15 protein-coding genes and 1 pseudogene are annotated in these 15,428 nt (G+C 44.2%); 9 read left to right on the top strand and 7 right to left on the bottom strand.

All coding sequences use genetic code 11. The features are described from left to right. Nucleotides 1-101 precede the first annotated feature (101 nt). The 3 genes from AABW11_RS17545 to AABW11_RS17535 all read left to right on the top strand — a co-directional run bounded on the left by AABW11_RS17545 (nucleotide 102) and on the right by AABW11_RS17535 (nucleotide 1,892). On the top strand, nucleotides 102-338 hold the full coding sequence (locus tag AABW11_RS17545) for a FitA-like ribbon-helix-helix domain-containing protein (protein ID WP_340106469.1): 237 nt from the start codon (nucleotides 102-104) through the stop codon (nucleotides 336-338). Beyond that, nucleotides 335-745: a type II toxin-antitoxin system VapC family toxin gene (locus tag AABW11_RS17540; protein ID WP_340106467.1), complete on the top strand. Its 411-nt coding sequence runs from the start codon at nucleotides 335-337 to the stop codon at nucleotides 743-745. The genes AABW11_RS17545 and AABW11_RS17540 overlap by 4 nt, the downstream gene beginning before the upstream one ends. Before the next feature lie 106 nt (nucleotides 746-851). Continuing rightward, complete coding sequence (locus AABW11_RS17535) at nucleotides 852-1,892, top strand: aldo/keto reductase (RefSeq protein WP_340106465.1); 1,041 nt, start codon at nucleotides 852-854, stop codon at nucleotides 1,890-1,892. A gap of 55 nt (nucleotides 1,893-1,947) precedes the next feature. Here the strand turns inward: AABW11_RS17535 and AABW11_RS17530 are convergent, their stop codons facing one another. From AABW11_RS17530 to paaA, 5 genes are all read right to left on the bottom strand, one after another. After that, entirely contained in the window at nucleotides 1,948-2,730 is a 783-nt protein-coding gene (locus AABW11_RS17530; protein ID WP_340106463.1) for an enoyl-CoA hydratase-related protein, read from the bottom strand. A gap of 39 nt (nucleotides 2,731-2,769) precedes the next feature. Then, on the bottom strand, nucleotides 2,770-3,279 hold the full coding sequence (gene paaD, locus AABW11_RS17525) for a 1,2-phenylacetyl-CoA epoxidase subunit PaaD (RefSeq protein WP_340106461.1): 510 nt from the start codon (nucleotides 3,277-3,279) through the stop codon (nucleotides 2,770-2,772). A 73-nt stretch (nucleotides 3,280-3,352) separates the two neighbouring features. Continuing rightward, nucleotides 3,353-4,141, bottom strand: a complete 789-nt coding sequence (paaC, locus tag AABW11_RS17520) for a 1,2-phenylacetyl-CoA epoxidase subunit PaaC (RefSeq protein WP_340106459.1) — start codon at nucleotides 4,139-4,141, stop codon at nucleotides 3,353-3,355. A gap of 79 nt (nucleotides 4,142-4,220) precedes the next feature. Continuing rightward, nucleotides 4,221-4,523 (bottom strand): 1,2-phenylacetyl-CoA epoxidase subunit PaaB, encoded by a 303-nt coding sequence (paaB, locus tag AABW11_RS17515; protein WP_340106457.1) that lies wholly within the window; start codon nucleotides 4,521-4,523, stop codon nucleotides 4,221-4,223. A gap of 66 nt (nucleotides 4,524-4,589) precedes the next feature. Beyond that, complete coding sequence (gene paaA, locus AABW11_RS17510; RefSeq protein WP_340106455.1) at nucleotides 4,590-5,534, bottom strand: 1,2-phenylacetyl-CoA epoxidase subunit PaaA; 945 nt, start codon at nucleotides 5,532-5,534, stop codon at nucleotides 4,590-4,592. 188 nt (nucleotides 5,535-5,722) lie between these two features. Between paaA and AABW11_RS17505 the strand changes: the two genes are divergently transcribed. Continuing rightward, complete coding sequence (locus tag AABW11_RS17505; protein ID WP_340106453.1) at nucleotides 5,723-6,715, top strand: sugar phosphate isomerase/epimerase family protein; 993 nt, start codon at nucleotides 5,723-5,725, stop codon at nucleotides 6,713-6,715. 627 nt (nucleotides 6,716-7,342) lie between these two features. After that, nucleotides 7,343-8,791, top strand: coding sequence for a BON domain-containing protein (locus AABW11_RS17500; RefSeq protein WP_340106451.1), 1,449 nt, complete (start codon nucleotides 7,343-7,345; stop codon nucleotides 8,789-8,791). Between the two features lie 201 nt (nucleotides 8,792-8,992). Here the strand turns inward: AABW11_RS17500 and AABW11_RS17495 are convergent, their stop codons facing one another. Together AABW11_RS17495 and AABW11_RS17490 are read right to left on the bottom strand one after the other, a co-directional pair. Next, complete coding sequence (locus AABW11_RS17495) at nucleotides 8,993-9,886, bottom strand: DUF2207 family protein (protein ID WP_340106539.1); 894 nt, start codon at nucleotides 9,884-9,886, stop codon at nucleotides 8,993-8,995. Between the two features lie 156 nt (nucleotides 9,887-10,042). Continuing rightward, nucleotides 10,043-10,765: a DUF2207 domain-containing protein gene (locus AABW11_RS17490; protein ID WP_340106449.1), complete on the bottom strand. Its 723-nt coding sequence runs from the start codon at nucleotides 10,763-10,765 to the stop codon at nucleotides 10,043-10,045. Between the two features lie 188 nt (nucleotides 10,766-10,953). Between AABW11_RS17490 and AABW11_RS17485 the strand changes: the two are divergent. The 4 genes and pseudogenes from AABW11_RS17485 (at nucleotide 10,954) to AABW11_RS17470 (ending at nucleotide 15,424) form a co-directional block, all read left to right on the top strand. Then, a pseudogene (locus AABW11_RS17485) lies at nucleotides 10,954-12,739 on the top strand (glycoside hydrolase family 9 protein). Nucleotides 12,740-12,979: 240 nt separating this feature from the next. Beyond that, nucleotides 12,980-14,800, top strand: a complete 1,821-nt coding sequence (ggt, locus tag AABW11_RS17480) for a gamma-glutamyltransferase (protein WP_340106445.1) — start codon at nucleotides 12,980-12,982, stop codon at nucleotides 14,798-14,800. Between the two features lie 50 nt (nucleotides 14,801-14,850). Beyond that, the gene (locus tag AABW11_RS17475; RefSeq protein WP_340106443.1) at nucleotides 14,851-15,132 is read left to right on the top strand and encodes a GlsB/YeaQ/YmgE family stress response membrane protein; all 282 of its coding nucleotides are present in this window, start codon (nucleotides 14,851-14,853) and stop codon (nucleotides 15,130-15,132) included. A gap of 37 nt (nucleotides 15,133-15,169) precedes the next feature. Beyond that, nucleotides 15,170-15,424, top strand: a complete 255-nt coding sequence (locus AABW11_RS17470) for a DUF3820 family protein (protein WP_340106441.1) — start codon at nucleotides 15,170-15,172, stop codon at nucleotides 15,422-15,424. The last annotated feature ends 4 nt before the right edge of the window (nucleotides 15,425-15,428 follow it).

Genomic DNA, 15,428 nt, shown 5'->3' with positions numbered 1-15,428 from the left:
CCTGTTGAAAATAAGCAATCAGCCGTCAAAACCAAGGTGTTGACAAACCGTTTAAAAAAATGATATCATAATGATAACAATAGAATGAAACGGGAAAACCTATGGCAGACGTACTTATCAGAAATATAGACAAGGAAACACTAAAACAGTTAAAAGAGAGGGCGAAGAGCAATAACAGGTCGCTTCAAGAAGAATTGAAGGAGCTTGTAGATAGTTATGCAAAACCTGATATTGATGAAACCCGGAAGAGGGTCAATGATATACTTACAAAATATAAAGCATCCGGTAAGTCCTTTCCTGATAGTGGCGAAGAACTCTCTGAAGACAGGAATCGATGAATATTCCGGTTATTGATGCTTGTGTTGCCATTAAATGGTTTTTACCAGAAAATAATTATCAAAAAGCGGTTGACATTCTTTCCAGCTACAACCGACTTTATGCACCTGATTTGTTTCAATTTGAAATGGATTCCATTATTACAAAAAAGGTCCGCCAGCACTTAATTGAACCGGATGATGCATATAATATCTATGAAGAAATCCGCAATATTCCGATCCAGATTATTCCTTATTCGCTGATAGGAAAACTGGCGTTTGATTTATCAGTTGCGCTTCCCATCACACAATACGAGGCTTGTTACCTTGCCGTGGCCATTGAGTATGGAGAGAAAGTGATCAGCGCGGATATGCGATTTGTAAGAGGCATGAGGGGAACGCCTTTTGCAAACTACGTGAATGCACTTTAATTGTTTGATGTAAAGGAATACAAACATGACTCATATCGGAACTGTCTCCTTTTAGTATTTATTTATATTTTTTTTGTAAACGTTAACCTAAAAACAATCTTTCCCAATGGACTACAAACTTTTAGGAAATACCGGACTATTTGTGTCAGAACTCAGTTTTGGAACCATGTCTTTTGGCGGCGAAGGGATGTGGAAATCGGTCGGTCAGCAGCAGCAAGATGAAGCTGACGAACTTATACAAATGGCAGTGGATGCCGGCATCAACTTTATTGACACGGCCAATGTGTACTCGTTTGGTCAGTCAGAGGAGATTCTCGGAAACAGCATAGATAATCTTGATCTCAACCTGAATGAGCTCGTTATTTCCACAAAAGTCCGCGGAGCCATGGGTGAGGGGCCGAACGATCAGGGGCTGTCGCGTTATCATATATTTAACTCCGCTGAGGATAGCCTGACCCGTTTAAATGTAGATCAGATTGATCTTTTATACGTGCATGGTGTGGATAGCGTGATGCCGATTGAGGAGATCATGCACAGCCTCAACGATCTTGTTGATACAGGCTATGTGCGATATCTGGGGGTTTCAAACTGGCCGACGTGGATGGTGGCCAAAGCAAATGAGATTGCCCGGTCAAAAGGCTGGCATCAATTTAAAGCAATGCAGTATTATTATTCGCTCTCAGGCCGGGATGCTGAGGATGCTCTGATACCGTATGCGGAATCCGAGAATCTTGCATTTGTACCATGGAGCCCACTTGCCGGTGGTTTTTTGACTGGCAAATATACCCGTGAAAAAGAAGAATCCGGAGAAAATGCTCGCCGCGACGAATTTGACTTTCCCCCAATCGACAAAGAAAAAGCGTACGCCATTGTGGATCTGCTCAGAGAAATTGCTGACAGCTATGATGTGTCAATCGCAGAAACAGCGCTTGCTTGGGTTCGCCATAAGCCCGGAGTGACTAGTACTCTTATCGGAGCAAAAAGCACTGATCAGCTTGAATCAAATCTGCGCTCAGCGGAGATTGAACTTACAGATGAGGATCTGCAGGCGCTGGATGAGATTTCTGCCATTCCTAAACGGTATCCCTTCTGGATGGCAGAATTTCAAAATCAAAACCGGTATCCGGGAGAAGAGAGGGAAATGTAAATTATTTGACACTCCCATAATTTAAAAGCAGGGCAGCCGCTATAGGAAGCTCTTTTTATTTACCTTTAAATCTTGGTTGTCTCTTTTCCAGAAAGGCATTGACCCCTTCACTGTAATCGTCAGTTTTTCCAGCCAGTGCCTGGTACTCGGCCTCGAGGTCAAGCTGTTGGCTCAACGTATTTTCAAATGATTGATTAACCGCCTTTTTATAGAGTCCAAACCCCTTAGTTGGCAAAGAGGCAAGTTTCTCTGATAAAGCTTTTGTCTCCTCCTTAAGGTTGTTATGATTAACCGACTTATAAATAAGCCCGGCGCTTACAGCATCTTCTGCCTTTAATGGTTCATCAAGCAGGTACATCGCATTTGTCCTGGCGGGTCCAATCAGGCGGGGCAGGAAAAAGGTGCCGCCACTGTCCGGAATGAGGCCGATTTTACTAAATGCCTGCACAAATTTGACTTCATGTGACGCTATCACAATATCGCAGGAAAATGCCAGGTTTGCTCCGGCGCCCGCAGCCATTCCCTGAACCGCGCAAACCACCGGTTTATTGAGATTTCGGATTGATCTTATAATAGGGTTGTAGGTGGTACGAACTGTATCGGCGAGCGTGTAATCATTATCGCGGGCTCTTTCAACAACTTCAGGCAAATCCTGGCCGGCACAAAACGCTTTTCCATTTGCATTAATAATAACACATCTGATCTCATCGGCTTCAGCATCTTTCAAAGCTTTCTGCATATCCAGAGCCATAGGTTCTGTGAAGCTATTGTACTTTTCAGGGCGGTTCAGGGTTATAGTTAGTATGCTGTTTTCTGTGGAAGAGAGTATTAGAGACATGATATTAAGATCCGTAGGAGGCTATAGATGTAGTATTATTCAAATACATTTAAAGTGTTCAAACGGCTGATTACAATTGTTGCAGTAATATTGCGATTTGCACGCCGTAGATCCAAATTCGCTTTGCAGAACTGTATCGAGTGAATCACAATAAGGGCACGGTACAACTTTTTGTGAGCCTTTCAATGTGGTTAAAAAGTCATCATTGGTTTCAGTATCCTCCGGAGGTGCGATACCGTAATCTTTTAGTTTTTTTCGGGCGTGATCTGTCATCCAGTCGGTCGTCCAGCTCTCTTTGAAATCTGTGCGTATCTCAAAATCCGAGATGCCCTCCTCTTGTAATTTTTTCCTAATCTCCATTTCTATGGCATTCATTGCCGGGCAGCCGGAGTAAGTTGGCGTGATGGATATGATCACCGACTCCCCATCAATCATGACATCCCTCACAATTCCCATTTCAACCACATTCAAAACAGGAATCTCCGGGTCGATGACTTCTTCAAGCAATTTCCAGATCTGGTCTTTTGATATGGGTTCTGTTATTTTCATTGAGTCATTAGAATTGAGTCGTGAGTCGTATGTCATGAATTTATCAAATATCATGACTCATGACCCAAATCTATTATTTCCATTCCGCATCCGGGTAAGATCGCCTCAGAAACTGCATTTGAGCCAGCAGCGGACCCAGATGTTCAGTGTGTCGTCCCTGCCTGGAGCCCGAGAACATATATTGCTCTTCATCCGGCACGGTGATCGTTGCCTCTTCAAGTGTTTCTGTAACCAGTTTTTTCCAATCCGGTTTTATTGAGGTAACGTCAACAAAGAGGTTATGTTTGATAGCAAAATCATCAGACTCATCCATTTCAAACAGCTCGCCGGTGTACATCCAGAGGTCGTTAAAGGCTTCCTGAATTCGCCTGTGGCTTTCTTCAGTGCCGTCACCAAGCCTCAATACCCACTCACGACTGTGGCGCAGGTGGTATTTAATCTCCTTGAAATGTTTCTGAAGCATCCCATTGAACTGCTCGTTATCCACCGTCTCAATCAAATCTTTGTAAAGAAAATAACTGAACGTACTGAACAGAAACTGACGAGCAATCGTAAATGCAAAATCGCCGCGCGGTAGTTCAACAAGAGCTACGTTTTTAAAATCAATATCATCGCGGAAGTAAGCGTAATAATCTTCGTCCTCTTTTTCTTCGAGCTCTGCGGCGTATTTATAAAGGGAAGCTGCGTGGCCAATCATATCGAGAGCAACATTTGCAAGTGCAAGGTCCTCTTCCAGCTCCGGGCCGTGACCGGTCCATTCAGATAATCGGTGTCCGTGAATCAGGCGGTCGTCGGCAAGCCGGAGAAGAGTTTCTACCAGTGCGTCTTGTTTCGTTTGTGGTATTGTATCGAATGTGCTCATATGTGTAGTCTTGAGTCTTGAGTCGTGAGTATTGAGTCTTGAGATCTCATATCTCAAGACTCAGGGCTCAAATCCAGGATTATTTTCTCTTTTTTACGACTCTTGGTACGCTGTAAAATTGTGGATGTCGATAGGGCTTGTCGTTTGCCGGATCAAAAAAAGGTCCCTGGTCTTCGGGAGTTGATGCCGTGATCTGATCTGATGGAACGACCCAGATGCTGATTCCTTCATTCCGTCTCGCGTATGTATCACGAGCATTTTGCAGGGCCATTTCTGCATCGGGAGCATGCACATTACCAGCATGTTCAAACGGTTTTCCATCTTTAGGTTGATAAAAAACTTCCCAAAGCGGCCACTCTGTATTGGATTGTTTATTACTCATAAATTCTTTCTGAATTCAGTATAGTCAGCTATTTTAATATGAAATTCTCTTTGAAAAATCAGCCAATCAGGATGCTTTTTCGTCTTTTAGCTTCTTTTTTCGGGCATATTCCATGGCGGCTTCCCGAACCCATTCGCCTTCTTCATAGGCTTTTTTTCGGGCTTTTATGCGCTCACGGTTCATCGGGCCGTCACCTTTTACCACGCTCCAGAACTCGTCCCATGGAATTTCCCCAAACTCCCAGTGACCGGTTTCTTCATTATAAGTAAGATCCGGATCCGGCAGTTTAAGGCCAATCGCTTCTGCTTCCATAACTGAGCGGTCTACAAAACTCTGGCGAAGTTCATCATTTGTCTTGGTTTTTACACCCCACTTGATCAATTCGGCACTGTTTGGGGAGTCGGTGTCGTGCGGGCCGAACATCATCAGCGTAGGCCACCACCATCGGTTGACAGCGTCCTGGGCCATTTTCCTTTGTTCTGCTGAACCGTCCGCCATTTTCGCCAGCATTTCGTACCCTTGTTTCTTGTGAAAACTTTCTTCTTTACAAATCCTCAGGTTTGCCCGGGCATAAGGTCCGTAAGAACTTTTAGCCAGCATGGTTTGATTGATAATTGCGGCGCCGTCCACCAGCCACCCGATCACACAAATATCAGCATAGGTAAGGGTAGGGTAATTGAAAATGCTTGAATATTTTGCATTTCCGTAGATGTAATCTTCAATTAACTCCTGCCGCTTAACTCCAAGTGTTTCCGTTCCACTGTAAAGGTAGAGCCCATGACCAGCTTCATCCTGTACTTTTGCTAAAAGAACCATTTTTCTTTTTAGGGAAGGGGCCCGTGTAATCCAGTTGCCCTCGGGAAGCATACCTACAATTTCGGAATGGCCGTGCTGGCTCATCATACGGATCAGCTGTTTTCGATACCGTTCAGGCATCCAGTCTTTCGGTTCAATCGTTTCACCATTATCGATACGTTGCTGAAATTTATCGAGCTTTTCCTGAGTTTCCATAAAAGCGCTTTTTTATTTAAATAACGTCAGTGTACACTGTTTAATATAACTTGAATATAACGATTTCAGTTCGGAAAAAATGTTACGATTTCAGGTGGTGATCATGAAGACATCAGCCTTCTGTTTCCCTTTACAATTATTCTCTTATTTTAATGTAATCCTTATCAACCCTTTAAAGACACAACATTATGAACCGTAAAACATTTCTTTCTCGAATGGGATATTCCGCACTGGGCGGTGCAGCCCTTTTTTCAGCTCCATTAGGATTTACCGGTTGTGCATCAAGCCAATCAAATGAACTTTTCTTTGATATCTCACTTGCCCAGTGGTCACTTCACAGAACATTTTTTGGAGATGCGCTGGAGCAGGGCTGGGAGTTTTTTGGCAATGCTTTACAAAACAACCCGGAAGATGTTCTTCGTGGTGATGCAGATCCGCTTAATTTTGCAAAAATGGCCCGTCAGCAATTTGATATAGGTGCGGTAGAATATGTGAACACCTTCTATTTTGATAAAGCCGAAAATGAATCCTATCTGAATGAACTCAAAAACGTGGCAGATAATGAAGGTGTTGAAAGCGTGCTGATTATGGTGGATGCAGAGGGAAATCTTGGTGATCCTGATGAAAGTGCCAGACAGCAGGCTGTTGAAAACCACTATAAATGGGTACATATGGCCAAGTTTTTGGGATGTCACACCATTCGTGTAAACGCCGCGAGTTCAGGAAGCTATGAAGAACAGATGCAGCGCAGTGCTGATGGACTTCGAAATCTGAGTGAGTATGCAGCAGGAGAGGAGATCAATGTGGTAGTTGAAAACCATGGTGGGCTTTCCAGCAATGGCGAATGGCTCGCAAATACTATTGAAATGGTGGATATGTCTAACTGTGGTACGCTTCCCGATTTCGGTAATTTTACAATAGGTAACGGTGAAACATATGACAATTATAAAGGTGTTGAAGAACTGATGCCGTATGCGAAAGGAGTGAGTGCCAAAACACACGCTTTCGATGATAGCGGACGCGAATCTAATCTCGACTATACTCGATTACTTCAAATTGTAAAGGATGCCGGATACACCGGCCATGTTGGGATTGAATATGAAGGGTCGGGGTTAAGCGAAACTGAAGGCATCATTGCCACCAAAGAGTTGCTGTTAAAAGTTGGTAGAGAGCTTACTTGATTTAGAGGATATCGTATTCAATTAATAGCGCAATGTTGCCGGAAGCTTTTTGTAAGAGCTAAGAAATCAGACAACTGCAGCTATTTATGAAAGTCTGTAAACAGAGCGTTGGGATTAATCGATTTCCTGACACCCTTCAATCTGTTCAAAAAAGCAGATGAGGCTTATCTGCATTGATCCGGGCAAAGTTTGGCGACTTAAAGAAGGCTTTGTTTCGAAGGCATGCCGTTGGCGAAAGCTGAAATGGCCTGCTCAAGGTCCGTCAGCCGCCGGACGTTTTTGCGGCCATGTTACTTTGCTTTCCGAAGAAAAAATTCCTTGGTGAAAAATTCAGGTTGGCTAACTTAGTTTTTCCAGATCCCTTGAACATTAATATAGATTGCTCAAAATGGATGAGCAATTAGACAAATCGAATCAAATAATCTCAATAATATTTGGTAGCTATATAGCACCAAACAGGAAGAGAGCTGATTTTTTAACTTTTTCAGCTATGAACTCTGAACGATCTTCTGTTGAGATTTATTTTTTTAGTGAGAGAGGATAGAGATAAGAATAATTCAGCACAGAATTTTCTTCAATATCCAATCAAGAAAAGGAGAATAGAATAACAATTCAAAAGAGGAACTTATGCCAACATCAAGAATTAATCCAACAGCAACAGCAGAAATCGAAACAAGAAGATCAACTCGGGCAGATGCTCTGATCAGGGAAGATATAGAAAACCAGCTAAGAGCAGATACCAGGGTTTCCAACTACGATGTTAACGTGATTGTGGATGATGGAGTTGTAACATTGACAGGAGATGTAACTTCATATCGCGCAAAAAACGCTGCAAGTGGTAATGCCTGGACAGTACCGGGAGTCGTTCATGTGATTAATAATCTATCCGTTCGCTATGAGCCTGTAGAAGAAATAGTGCCATCGGATGTGGATATCGCTGCAAATATTGAAAGTTCTCTGTCGTGGGATCCGGATGTGGATGCAGCAGACGTCAACGTAACAGTTGACAAGGGGAGCGTTACACTAGAGGGAACGGTAGATTCTCTTTGGAAAAAACAGATGGCTGAAGATAAGTCCTGGAGCCAGACGGGAGTCGTTGATGTGAAAAACAAGCTGGCGGTCACTCCAACAGAAGACATTTCCGATGAAGCCGCCGCCCGAAATATTGTTGAAAGCATAGATCGGAACAGAAATGTGGATATCGGTAATATTGACGTTGAAGTAACTAACGGAGTTGCGACACTAACCGGCAGTGTATTTGATGTTGACGCATGGCGTTTTGCGTATGATGCAGCTTTTTATACCAGTGGTATAAAGAGTATTGAAGACAATCTGTCAATTGAAACGGCTACAGAGGAATTAGAACCCGAAACAGGAGCTACAACCTCCACTATTCCTGAATCGGAAACAGAGACAAGAACAGATGCTCTTATCAGGGAAGATGTTGAAAATGAATTAATTTCCGATAGCCGAGTCTCCAGTTATGATATAAGCGTTGCGGTTAACGATGGAGTGGTAACCTTGACAGGGGAAGTACCTTCCCGGCGGGCAAAAAATGCCGCAAGTGACAATGCATGGAACGTACCGGGAGTTATGGATGTGGTTAACAGCCTCTCCATTCGCCATAAAACAGCGGAAGCAACGGTACCTTCTGACCTCGATATTACTTCTAATGTTGAAAACTCACTTTCTTGGGATCCGGACGTGGATGAGTCGGAAATTAACGTTTCCGTTGAAAATGGGGTCGTTAGCCTTGAAGGTACTGTAGACTCGCTATGGAAGAAACATATTGCTGAGGAAATTGCATGGAATCACCTGGGGGTAGTGGATGTGATTAGCAAACTTGCTGTTGCATCACCGGAAGACATTACTGATCAGGCAGTTGCACAAAACATTATTGACAGCATTGACCGGAATGTGAATGTAGATGTGAATGATGTAGATGTTGAAGTGCACGATGGGGAAGCCGTATTGAACGGTGTTGTAAGTAATATGAGAGCCTGGCGAGCTGCCTATGATGCCGCATTATACACAAGCGGGGTCATACGGGTAAAAGACAATCTCTCGATTGTTTAATAATACTTACCCTTAGAGGCACATTATTACGATTCTTAAAAAACCGTCGGTAAACCGGCGGTTTTTTTATTACTAAACTAAAATTCGGGTTAACAACAGTACTGTATTGCGGAAATCGGAATGTGACCGTTAAATGTTGAAGTGAGTTTAGTGACGAAGAGAACAGGATATTAAATTTACGCCCAGTCGCCGAGCTTTTCTTTAGCCTGCTCCACCGGAAGCGCCTCCGCCAGCAGTTCCTACCGTAGCCCCGGTGCCACCTGCCGTGGACCCTGTAAAAGAAGAGGTTCCACTTGCAGCAAGAGTTGAAATTGATGAAGCGACCGATGCAGCATTTGCGGTAGATCCATGCGTGAGAATAATCCACGGGATTACCATGTTGGCAGGCTCAGTGGTGGAATCGAGCAGCGTTTCGATCTGATTTTTACTAAGATGGAGTGCCGTGGCATAGATAAAATGCCTGTCGAGCATCTCCATTCTGATGGTGCGTTTGTCTGCATTCTTCAAGCCATCGGCATAAGCCTTCCATTTGGAATAAATTTCTTCACCTTCACGCGTCCGCCGGATGATGAATAATGAGCTGATGTTTGCAAGTACCGTGAAGGACAATGCAATGAGTGCTACGGGTGACCCATTCACCAGGAGTACAACGGATGCGATAAGGAGAATGCATTGGAATAAAAAGTTAATTATCACACCGGTATAGCTGCTCTTGTCGATCCAGTTCTTATCTTCAAACTCCTGTTTTACCTGTTTTACCCATTTTCTATACCACTTTGAAACGTCGCTATCAGTCCCTTTAAATAGCTCATCAAATGTATCGTTGCCTTCAGATATTCGCTGTTTTGAAAAATCAATTACCATCTCTTCATGTTTTTTCAAGGTGTCACCAGGTTCTTTTTCCCGATCCGGCATCTCCACTCTGTATTTGGTTTCTTCAGATGAAAACCAACCTTCCTTATCTGACTTTTCTTCTGTGATCGTGAACCATCCCCGGCGTGATAAGTTGAACAAAGTTGCTATCAGATGATTAGATGATGTTTGCCGGGCTGTCATCAGGCGGCCGATTATAGCCGGAGGCTGCTGACCCGGAATGACGAGGGTTTCCCTTGTAGAGAGTGAAGAGGTGGAATATCTCTTACCAAATTTTCGATATAAGGTTACAAAGACGAGCAGGCTAAGCAGGCATAAAATTATCGTGGCAGCCGGTGTGATGGATTCGGCATAGGCATCCCACTCTGCCTGTTTTCTTCAAGCTTCACGATAGGCTTCTTCATCTGCTAGAACCGATTCGAGCTGAAGATTAGGGTGGGTTATGCTAACGCTCTCTGCATCAAACAAAGAAGTGGGAAACAGAGTGCGTATACGGGCTGATTGACGTCTTGAAATGGACTCACCTGATATATCATACCCGTTTGAGATGTAGGTAAAGTCAAAATTGTCTGCCTCACTTCGGGTAAAAGTATATAGAGAGTCCTGTGAAAGAGTTCCTGGAAGGCGAAAGGCCAGGTTAAATGTGTCGGTTGATTTTTCCCTGCTCGCTGAAAGGTAATTCCAGAAAAACTCACTCCAATCCGGCCCTATCGCAACCGCCCCGTTTAATGTGTAAGAAAGAGTGAATGTGCGGGTTGTATCAGACGCGTCATAGTTCCATTTAATGATAAACGCATTATCACTTTCAGAAACCGAAAAGGTGCCGGTTTCGTCTGTATTTTGGTTGATGTAGGCAGTGCCATTTTCAGAAACTGATATCGATTCTATCTCTGTAAACCCATCTTTTGGAAGACTGTAATCTGCCCAGCTAAAGTCTCCGTTAAATACATATGTGCGATGCTCTGTGATCTGTACACGTCCGTCGTCAGTGACCCTGACGTCTACATCGATTGTGGGAATTGTGTACTCATTCGCAAACAGCAGGGAGGGCAGGGCAAATATAATGAGCAAGAATATGCCGGTTCGTATCGCAGATGTCATGTCTAAATATTTTAAGTTATTCATCCTGACACAGTACGTATAATATTGAAATATGTTAAGATAAAGCTTGCAGGCTGCAGGAATATTGGGAGTGATCAATGATTAATAAACCAAATTGAATAAATGATCCATCAGGCCTATACTATCTTAACTTTCATGGTAATGATTGAGTAACAACCGAATAACATATGAAATTAAAATTATTCAGGCAGAAAACGATGAGAACAGCCGCAGCTTTTTTAATTGTACTACTTGGCATTTCCAATGGACTCAGTCAGCATTTATCGGAATCCATTCATTTGAACCAGGTTGGTTATTATCCACACAGCCCGAAACAAGCTGTTGTGACGGAAGGAGAGCCGGATCTGTTTTATGTACTCACTCCCGATTTTTCAGACACGCTATACTCCGGCCAGCTGAGTCCGATTCGTGATTCTCCAAACTCAGGTGAGCGTGTTCGTATTGCCGATTTTTCAGATTTCAGTGAAACGGGAACATATATTGTCTGGATTACGAAACTGGGCTACTCTTATCAATTTACAGTTTCGCCAAATATTTACGAAGATGCTGCCAAAGCCGGGCTGAAGGGATATTATCATCAGCGTGCATCAACTGGGATTCCTTACGAGTTCGGTGGTAAGTGGGCGAGGCCGGCAGGTCATCCGGATAGGCTGGTTGTTGTTCATCCGTCTGCGGCTACATCAGAACGGCCAGCAAATTCTGTGATATCTGCTCCAAGAGGCTGGTATGATGCGGGCGACTATAATAAGTATTCGGTGAATTCGGGAATTTCTATGGCAACTCTTTTTTCCCTTTATGAAGATTATCCGGAATATATATCAGGGTTTAATGTCAATATCCCGGAATCGGGCAATGGGCTACCTGATGTGCTGAATGAAAACCTTTGGAATCTAAGGTGGTTTCTCAATATGCAGGATCCGGCTGACGGCGGTGTCTATCACAAACTGACAACGGCTAATTTCTCAGGCAAAATCATGCCGGTTGAGGCAAAAGAAACACGCTATGTTATTCAAAAAAGCGTAACAGCCACAGTGAATTTTGCGGCGGTCATGGCACAGGCATCCAGGATTTTATCTGAGTTTGATGATGTAGTACCCGGGCTAGCAGATTCCACACTGGTAGCATCAAAAATGGCGTGGCAATGGGCGCTTGAGAATCCTGATCAGCTATACGATCAAAACGCTATGAACGAGCGGTTCGATCCTGATATTCTAACGGGTGCCTATGGAGATGGCGATGCCTCCGATGAATTTATCTGGGCGGCGGCGGAGCTTTATGCCACCACAAAAGATCGTCAGTATTTGGATCAGGTAGATCTGTTTCCTTCGGACGAAACCTCCGTTCCAAACTGGGGAAATGTTCAAACCCTGGCTTACTATACACTGAGTCGTTTGGGGGAATCATTGCCGGAAGATGCGTCAGATAATGTAGAAAAGGCAAACCAGTTGATTTTAGATATGGCTGACAGATTGATAGAGAATGTTTCTGAGACGGGCTATGGAACCGTGATGGACCGCGATGCAGGCAACTATCACTGGGGAAGTTCGGGCCATGCAGGTAACCAGGCGATCGCGCTTTTGTACGCCTATCAATTGACCGGTGACACACAACACCTTCATTATGCACATACAAATCTCGATTATCTGCTGGGGCGCAATGCCACCGGCTATTCGTTTTTGACTGGTTACGGATCAAAACCACCGCTCAATATTCACCATCGGCCGTCGGAGGGGGGGACTTCGCGAACCTGTTCCCGGTTTGATTGCAGGTGGCCCGAACCGAGGGCAACAAGACGAGTGCATCTATCCATCAGACCAGCCGGCGCTTTCCTATATTGACGACTGGTGTTCCTACGCTTCAAATGAAATCACCATCAACTGGAATGCGCCGTTTGTGTACCTCGCGGCCGCGATGGAGGCACTGCAGGATGAGGCGGGTTATGTGGGTGAATAATTAGACCTAACGACGGATGATCACAGATATTAAGGCTGGCTTTGGAGTGCGCGTACGGGGTAGATGTGTAGTTTGATGAGAGTTAAAAAAGAATAAAAAATACTATGACAAACAGAGTCTGATCATGTATTTTCAGAGGAGTCATGAAAAGTCCTGGTGTATAAATAGCTTGAGATCAGTGATTTACTGTGAGTTAAATTCCGGGAAATATTTTAATTATTTACTCTTTCATTGCCAAAAATGCACAAAAAACATTTTCTCTTCTTAGCTGCCCTATTCATCGTACTGCTGATTTTATTTACAGGCTGCGAAGAACGCACGCCATCAGCAGTAGACTATGCCATTCCACAACAACCGGAACTTTCGACAGGCTATACCGAAAAGCCTGGATGGCAAACATCGGAATTCGCGGTGGCGGCCGCGAATCCGCTCGCCACAGATGCAGGGTATCAAATTATAAAAGCTGGTGGCTCAGCTGTTGATGCGGCTATTGCCGTGCAGATGGTCCTGACGCTGGTGGAGCCGCAGTCGAGCGGCATCGGTGGCGGCGCATTTTTACTCACATATGATGACGGTGAGAAATTTGCCTACAACGGTCGCGAGCAGGCACCAGCCGGAGCTGATGGAAAAATGTTTTTTAGAGAAGATGGTGAGCTTCTATCGTTCGCTGAATCTGTAAGAAGCGGAATGGCGGTGGGCATTCCGGGAACAATTGCCATGCTTGACGAGGCACATAAAAATCATGGACGCCTTGATTGGAGTGATCTTTTTACGCCGGCGATCACCCTGGCAGAGGAGGGTTTTAACATCAGCCCGAGACTTCACGGACTACTGGAGGCCGACCAATCGCTGCGTGACGACCCTATCGCACGAGATATTTATTATGATGAAAATGGCGACGCGCTTTCTGTCGGAACAACACTGCGAAACCCTGCTTTGGCTGAGATCCTTAGAAATGTTGCAGATCAGGGGGCGGATGGATTTTATAACAGTAATGTTGCTCAGGATATAGCCAATAGAGTACAATCTCATGAGCGTCCGGGAACGATGACTGTCGAAGATATCATGAACTACCCAGATCAATCTTTTACGGTTCAGATGATGTGTAATGATTGGAAATCGTACACAATTTGCGGAATGCCGCCGCCATCATCAGGCCATATCGCCGTGATGCAAATTCTGGGAATTATAGAGCAATATGAGGTCGACCATAACTTCATGGCTTTCAGCGATTCGCTGCCCACAACTGACTGGATGCACACCTATTTTGAGTCATCAAAACTGACCTTTGCCGACAGGGCACTCTACATCGGCGATCCTGAATTTGTGGATCCGCCCGCAAACAGCTGGCAAAGTCTGCTGGACTCAAGTTACCTTGCAAAACGGTCGGAGCTGATAACCGATATGAGTATGGGAGAAGCAACTGCCGGTGATCCGGGTGAAGGAACAGCTTTTTGGGGAATTCATCCCGAGCAGCCCGAAAAAGGAACATCGCATATTAGTATTGTTGATCCATACGGCCAGGCAGTTTCCATGACCACAACTATTGAACAGGGATTTGGCAGCCGGATCATGTCAGACGGGGGCACCGGGCTGCCAGGTGGTTTTCATTTAAACAATGAACTGACCGATTTCTCTCGTACACCGTTGGATGATGAAGGGCGCCCGATTGCCAACAGGGTAGAACCTAATAAACAACCACGATCAAGCATGAGTCCATCACTTATTTTTGATGCTGAAACCGGCGATTTTGTGGCCAGTGTTGGGTCTCCCGGTGGGGCGGCAATCATTCACTACACAGCCAAGGCAATTACAGGAATGCTGGACTGGAATTTAAATGCACAGGAGGCAATAAATTTACCCAATTTTGCTGCTTACAACGGCCCGGTGATTATTGAAGACAATCGTTTTCCGCAAGAGTTGATCGAAGCTCTCAAGGCAATGGGGCACGACATAACGGTTAGTGAACTTACAAGTGGTTTACAGGCCATCCAAAAAATCGAAAACGGCTACTTTGGCGGAGCAGATCCGCGAAGAGAAGGTGTGGTGATGGGAGATTAAATACGTAAGTGACTCAAAAATTAATTATTCACATATAAATTGTTAGAGATATGACATTACTTGAATTTCTTTTATTGCTTTTTATCGCTGGAATATGCGGCTCTATCGGACAATCAATTGCAGGATACAGTCGAGGCGGCTGTATTGTATCAATCGTTTTAGGATTTGTGGGTGCGATGTTTGGGTCATGGATTAGTGTACAGCTGAACATGCCGGAGCTGTTTAGCGTAGAGATTGGAGGAAGTGAATTTCCGGTCATCTGGTCGATCATTGGATCTGTAATTTTTGTCACGATTGTTGGACTGCTTACACCAAAAAGGAAAAATATCTGAAAAATTATTAAATATCATTTTATGATGGTGTACTTCAATGAATGATTATAAATCTCATGATGGATTTGACCGGAATTTTTTAATTCAGATGGTACAGTTCAAAATGCCGTTCGGACAGTACGTAGGACGGTATGTTACTGACCTTCCGGTGCACTACCTTGAGTGGTTTCAGCGGCAAGGCTTTCCATCCGGTAAACTGGGGCAGTATCTCGCAACAATGTACGAGATTAAAACAAATGGCCTGGACGATGTTTTGAAACCAATAAAATACAAATACCAGCGCCGTTTTTGATACT

This window comes from Rhodohalobacter sp. 8-1, assembly GCF_038150125.1.
In the GTDB taxonomy this organism is placed as follows: Bacteria; Bacteroidota; Rhodothermia; order Balneolales; family Balneolaceae; genus SW132.
This window is presented reverse-complemented; position numbering and strand designations above follow the sequence as displayed.

What these genes read in the sequence shown, in the direction of transcription:
- paaC (WP_340106459.1), bottom strand. Translation starts at nt 4,141, where the DNA reads ATGAGCACATTCGATACAATACCACAAACGAAACAAGACGCACTGGTA.
- AABW11_RS17475 (WP_340106443.1), top strand. Translation starts at nt 14,851, where the DNA reads ATGACATTACTTGAATTTCTTTTATTGCTTTTTATCGCTGGAATATGC.
- AABW11_RS17470 (WP_340106441.1), top strand. Translation starts at nt 15,170, where the DNA reads ATGAATGATTATAAATCTCATGATGGATTTGACCGGAATTTTTTAATT.
- AABW11_RS17505 (WP_340106453.1), top strand. Translation starts at nt 5,723, where the DNA reads ATGAACCGTAAAACATTTCTTTCTCGAATGGGATATTCCGCACTGGGC.
- AABW11_RS17540 (WP_340106467.1), top strand. Translation starts at nt 335, where the DNA reads ATGAATATTCCGGTTATTGATGCTTGTGTTGCCATTAAATGGTTTTTA.
- AABW11_RS17535 (WP_340106465.1), top strand. Translation starts at nt 852, where the DNA reads ATGGACTACAAACTTTTAGGAAATACCGGACTATTTGTGTCAGAACTC.
- paaD (WP_340106461.1), bottom strand. Translation starts at nt 3,279, where the DNA reads ATGAAAATAACAGAACCCATATCAAAAGACCAGATCTGGAAATTGCTT.
- paaB (WP_340106457.1), bottom strand. Translation starts at nt 4,523, where the DNA reads ATGAGTAATAAACAATCCAATACAGAGTGGCCGCTTTGGGAAGTTTTT.
- AABW11_RS17545 (WP_340106469.1), top strand. Translation starts at nt 102, where the DNA reads ATGGCAGACGTACTTATCAGAAATATAGACAAGGAAACACTAAAACAG.
- AABW11_RS17530 (WP_340106463.1), bottom strand. Translation starts at nt 2,730, where the DNA reads ATGTCTCTAATACTCTCTTCCACAGAAAACAGCATACTAACTATAACC.
- ggt (WP_340106445.1), top strand. Translation starts at nt 12,980, where the DNA reads ATGCACAAAAAACATTTTCTCTTCTTAGCTGCCCTATTCATCGTACTG.
- paaA (WP_340106455.1), bottom strand. Translation starts at nt 5,534, where the DNA reads ATGGAAACTCAGGAAAAGCTCGATAAATTTCAGCAACGTATCGATAAT.
- AABW11_RS17490 (WP_340106449.1), bottom strand. Translation starts at nt 10,765, where the DNA reads ATGACATCTGCGATACGAACCGGCATATTCTTGCTCATTATATTTGCC.
- AABW11_RS17500 (WP_340106451.1), top strand. Translation starts at nt 7,343, where the DNA reads ATGCCAACATCAAGAATTAATCCAACAGCAACAGCAGAAATCGAAACA.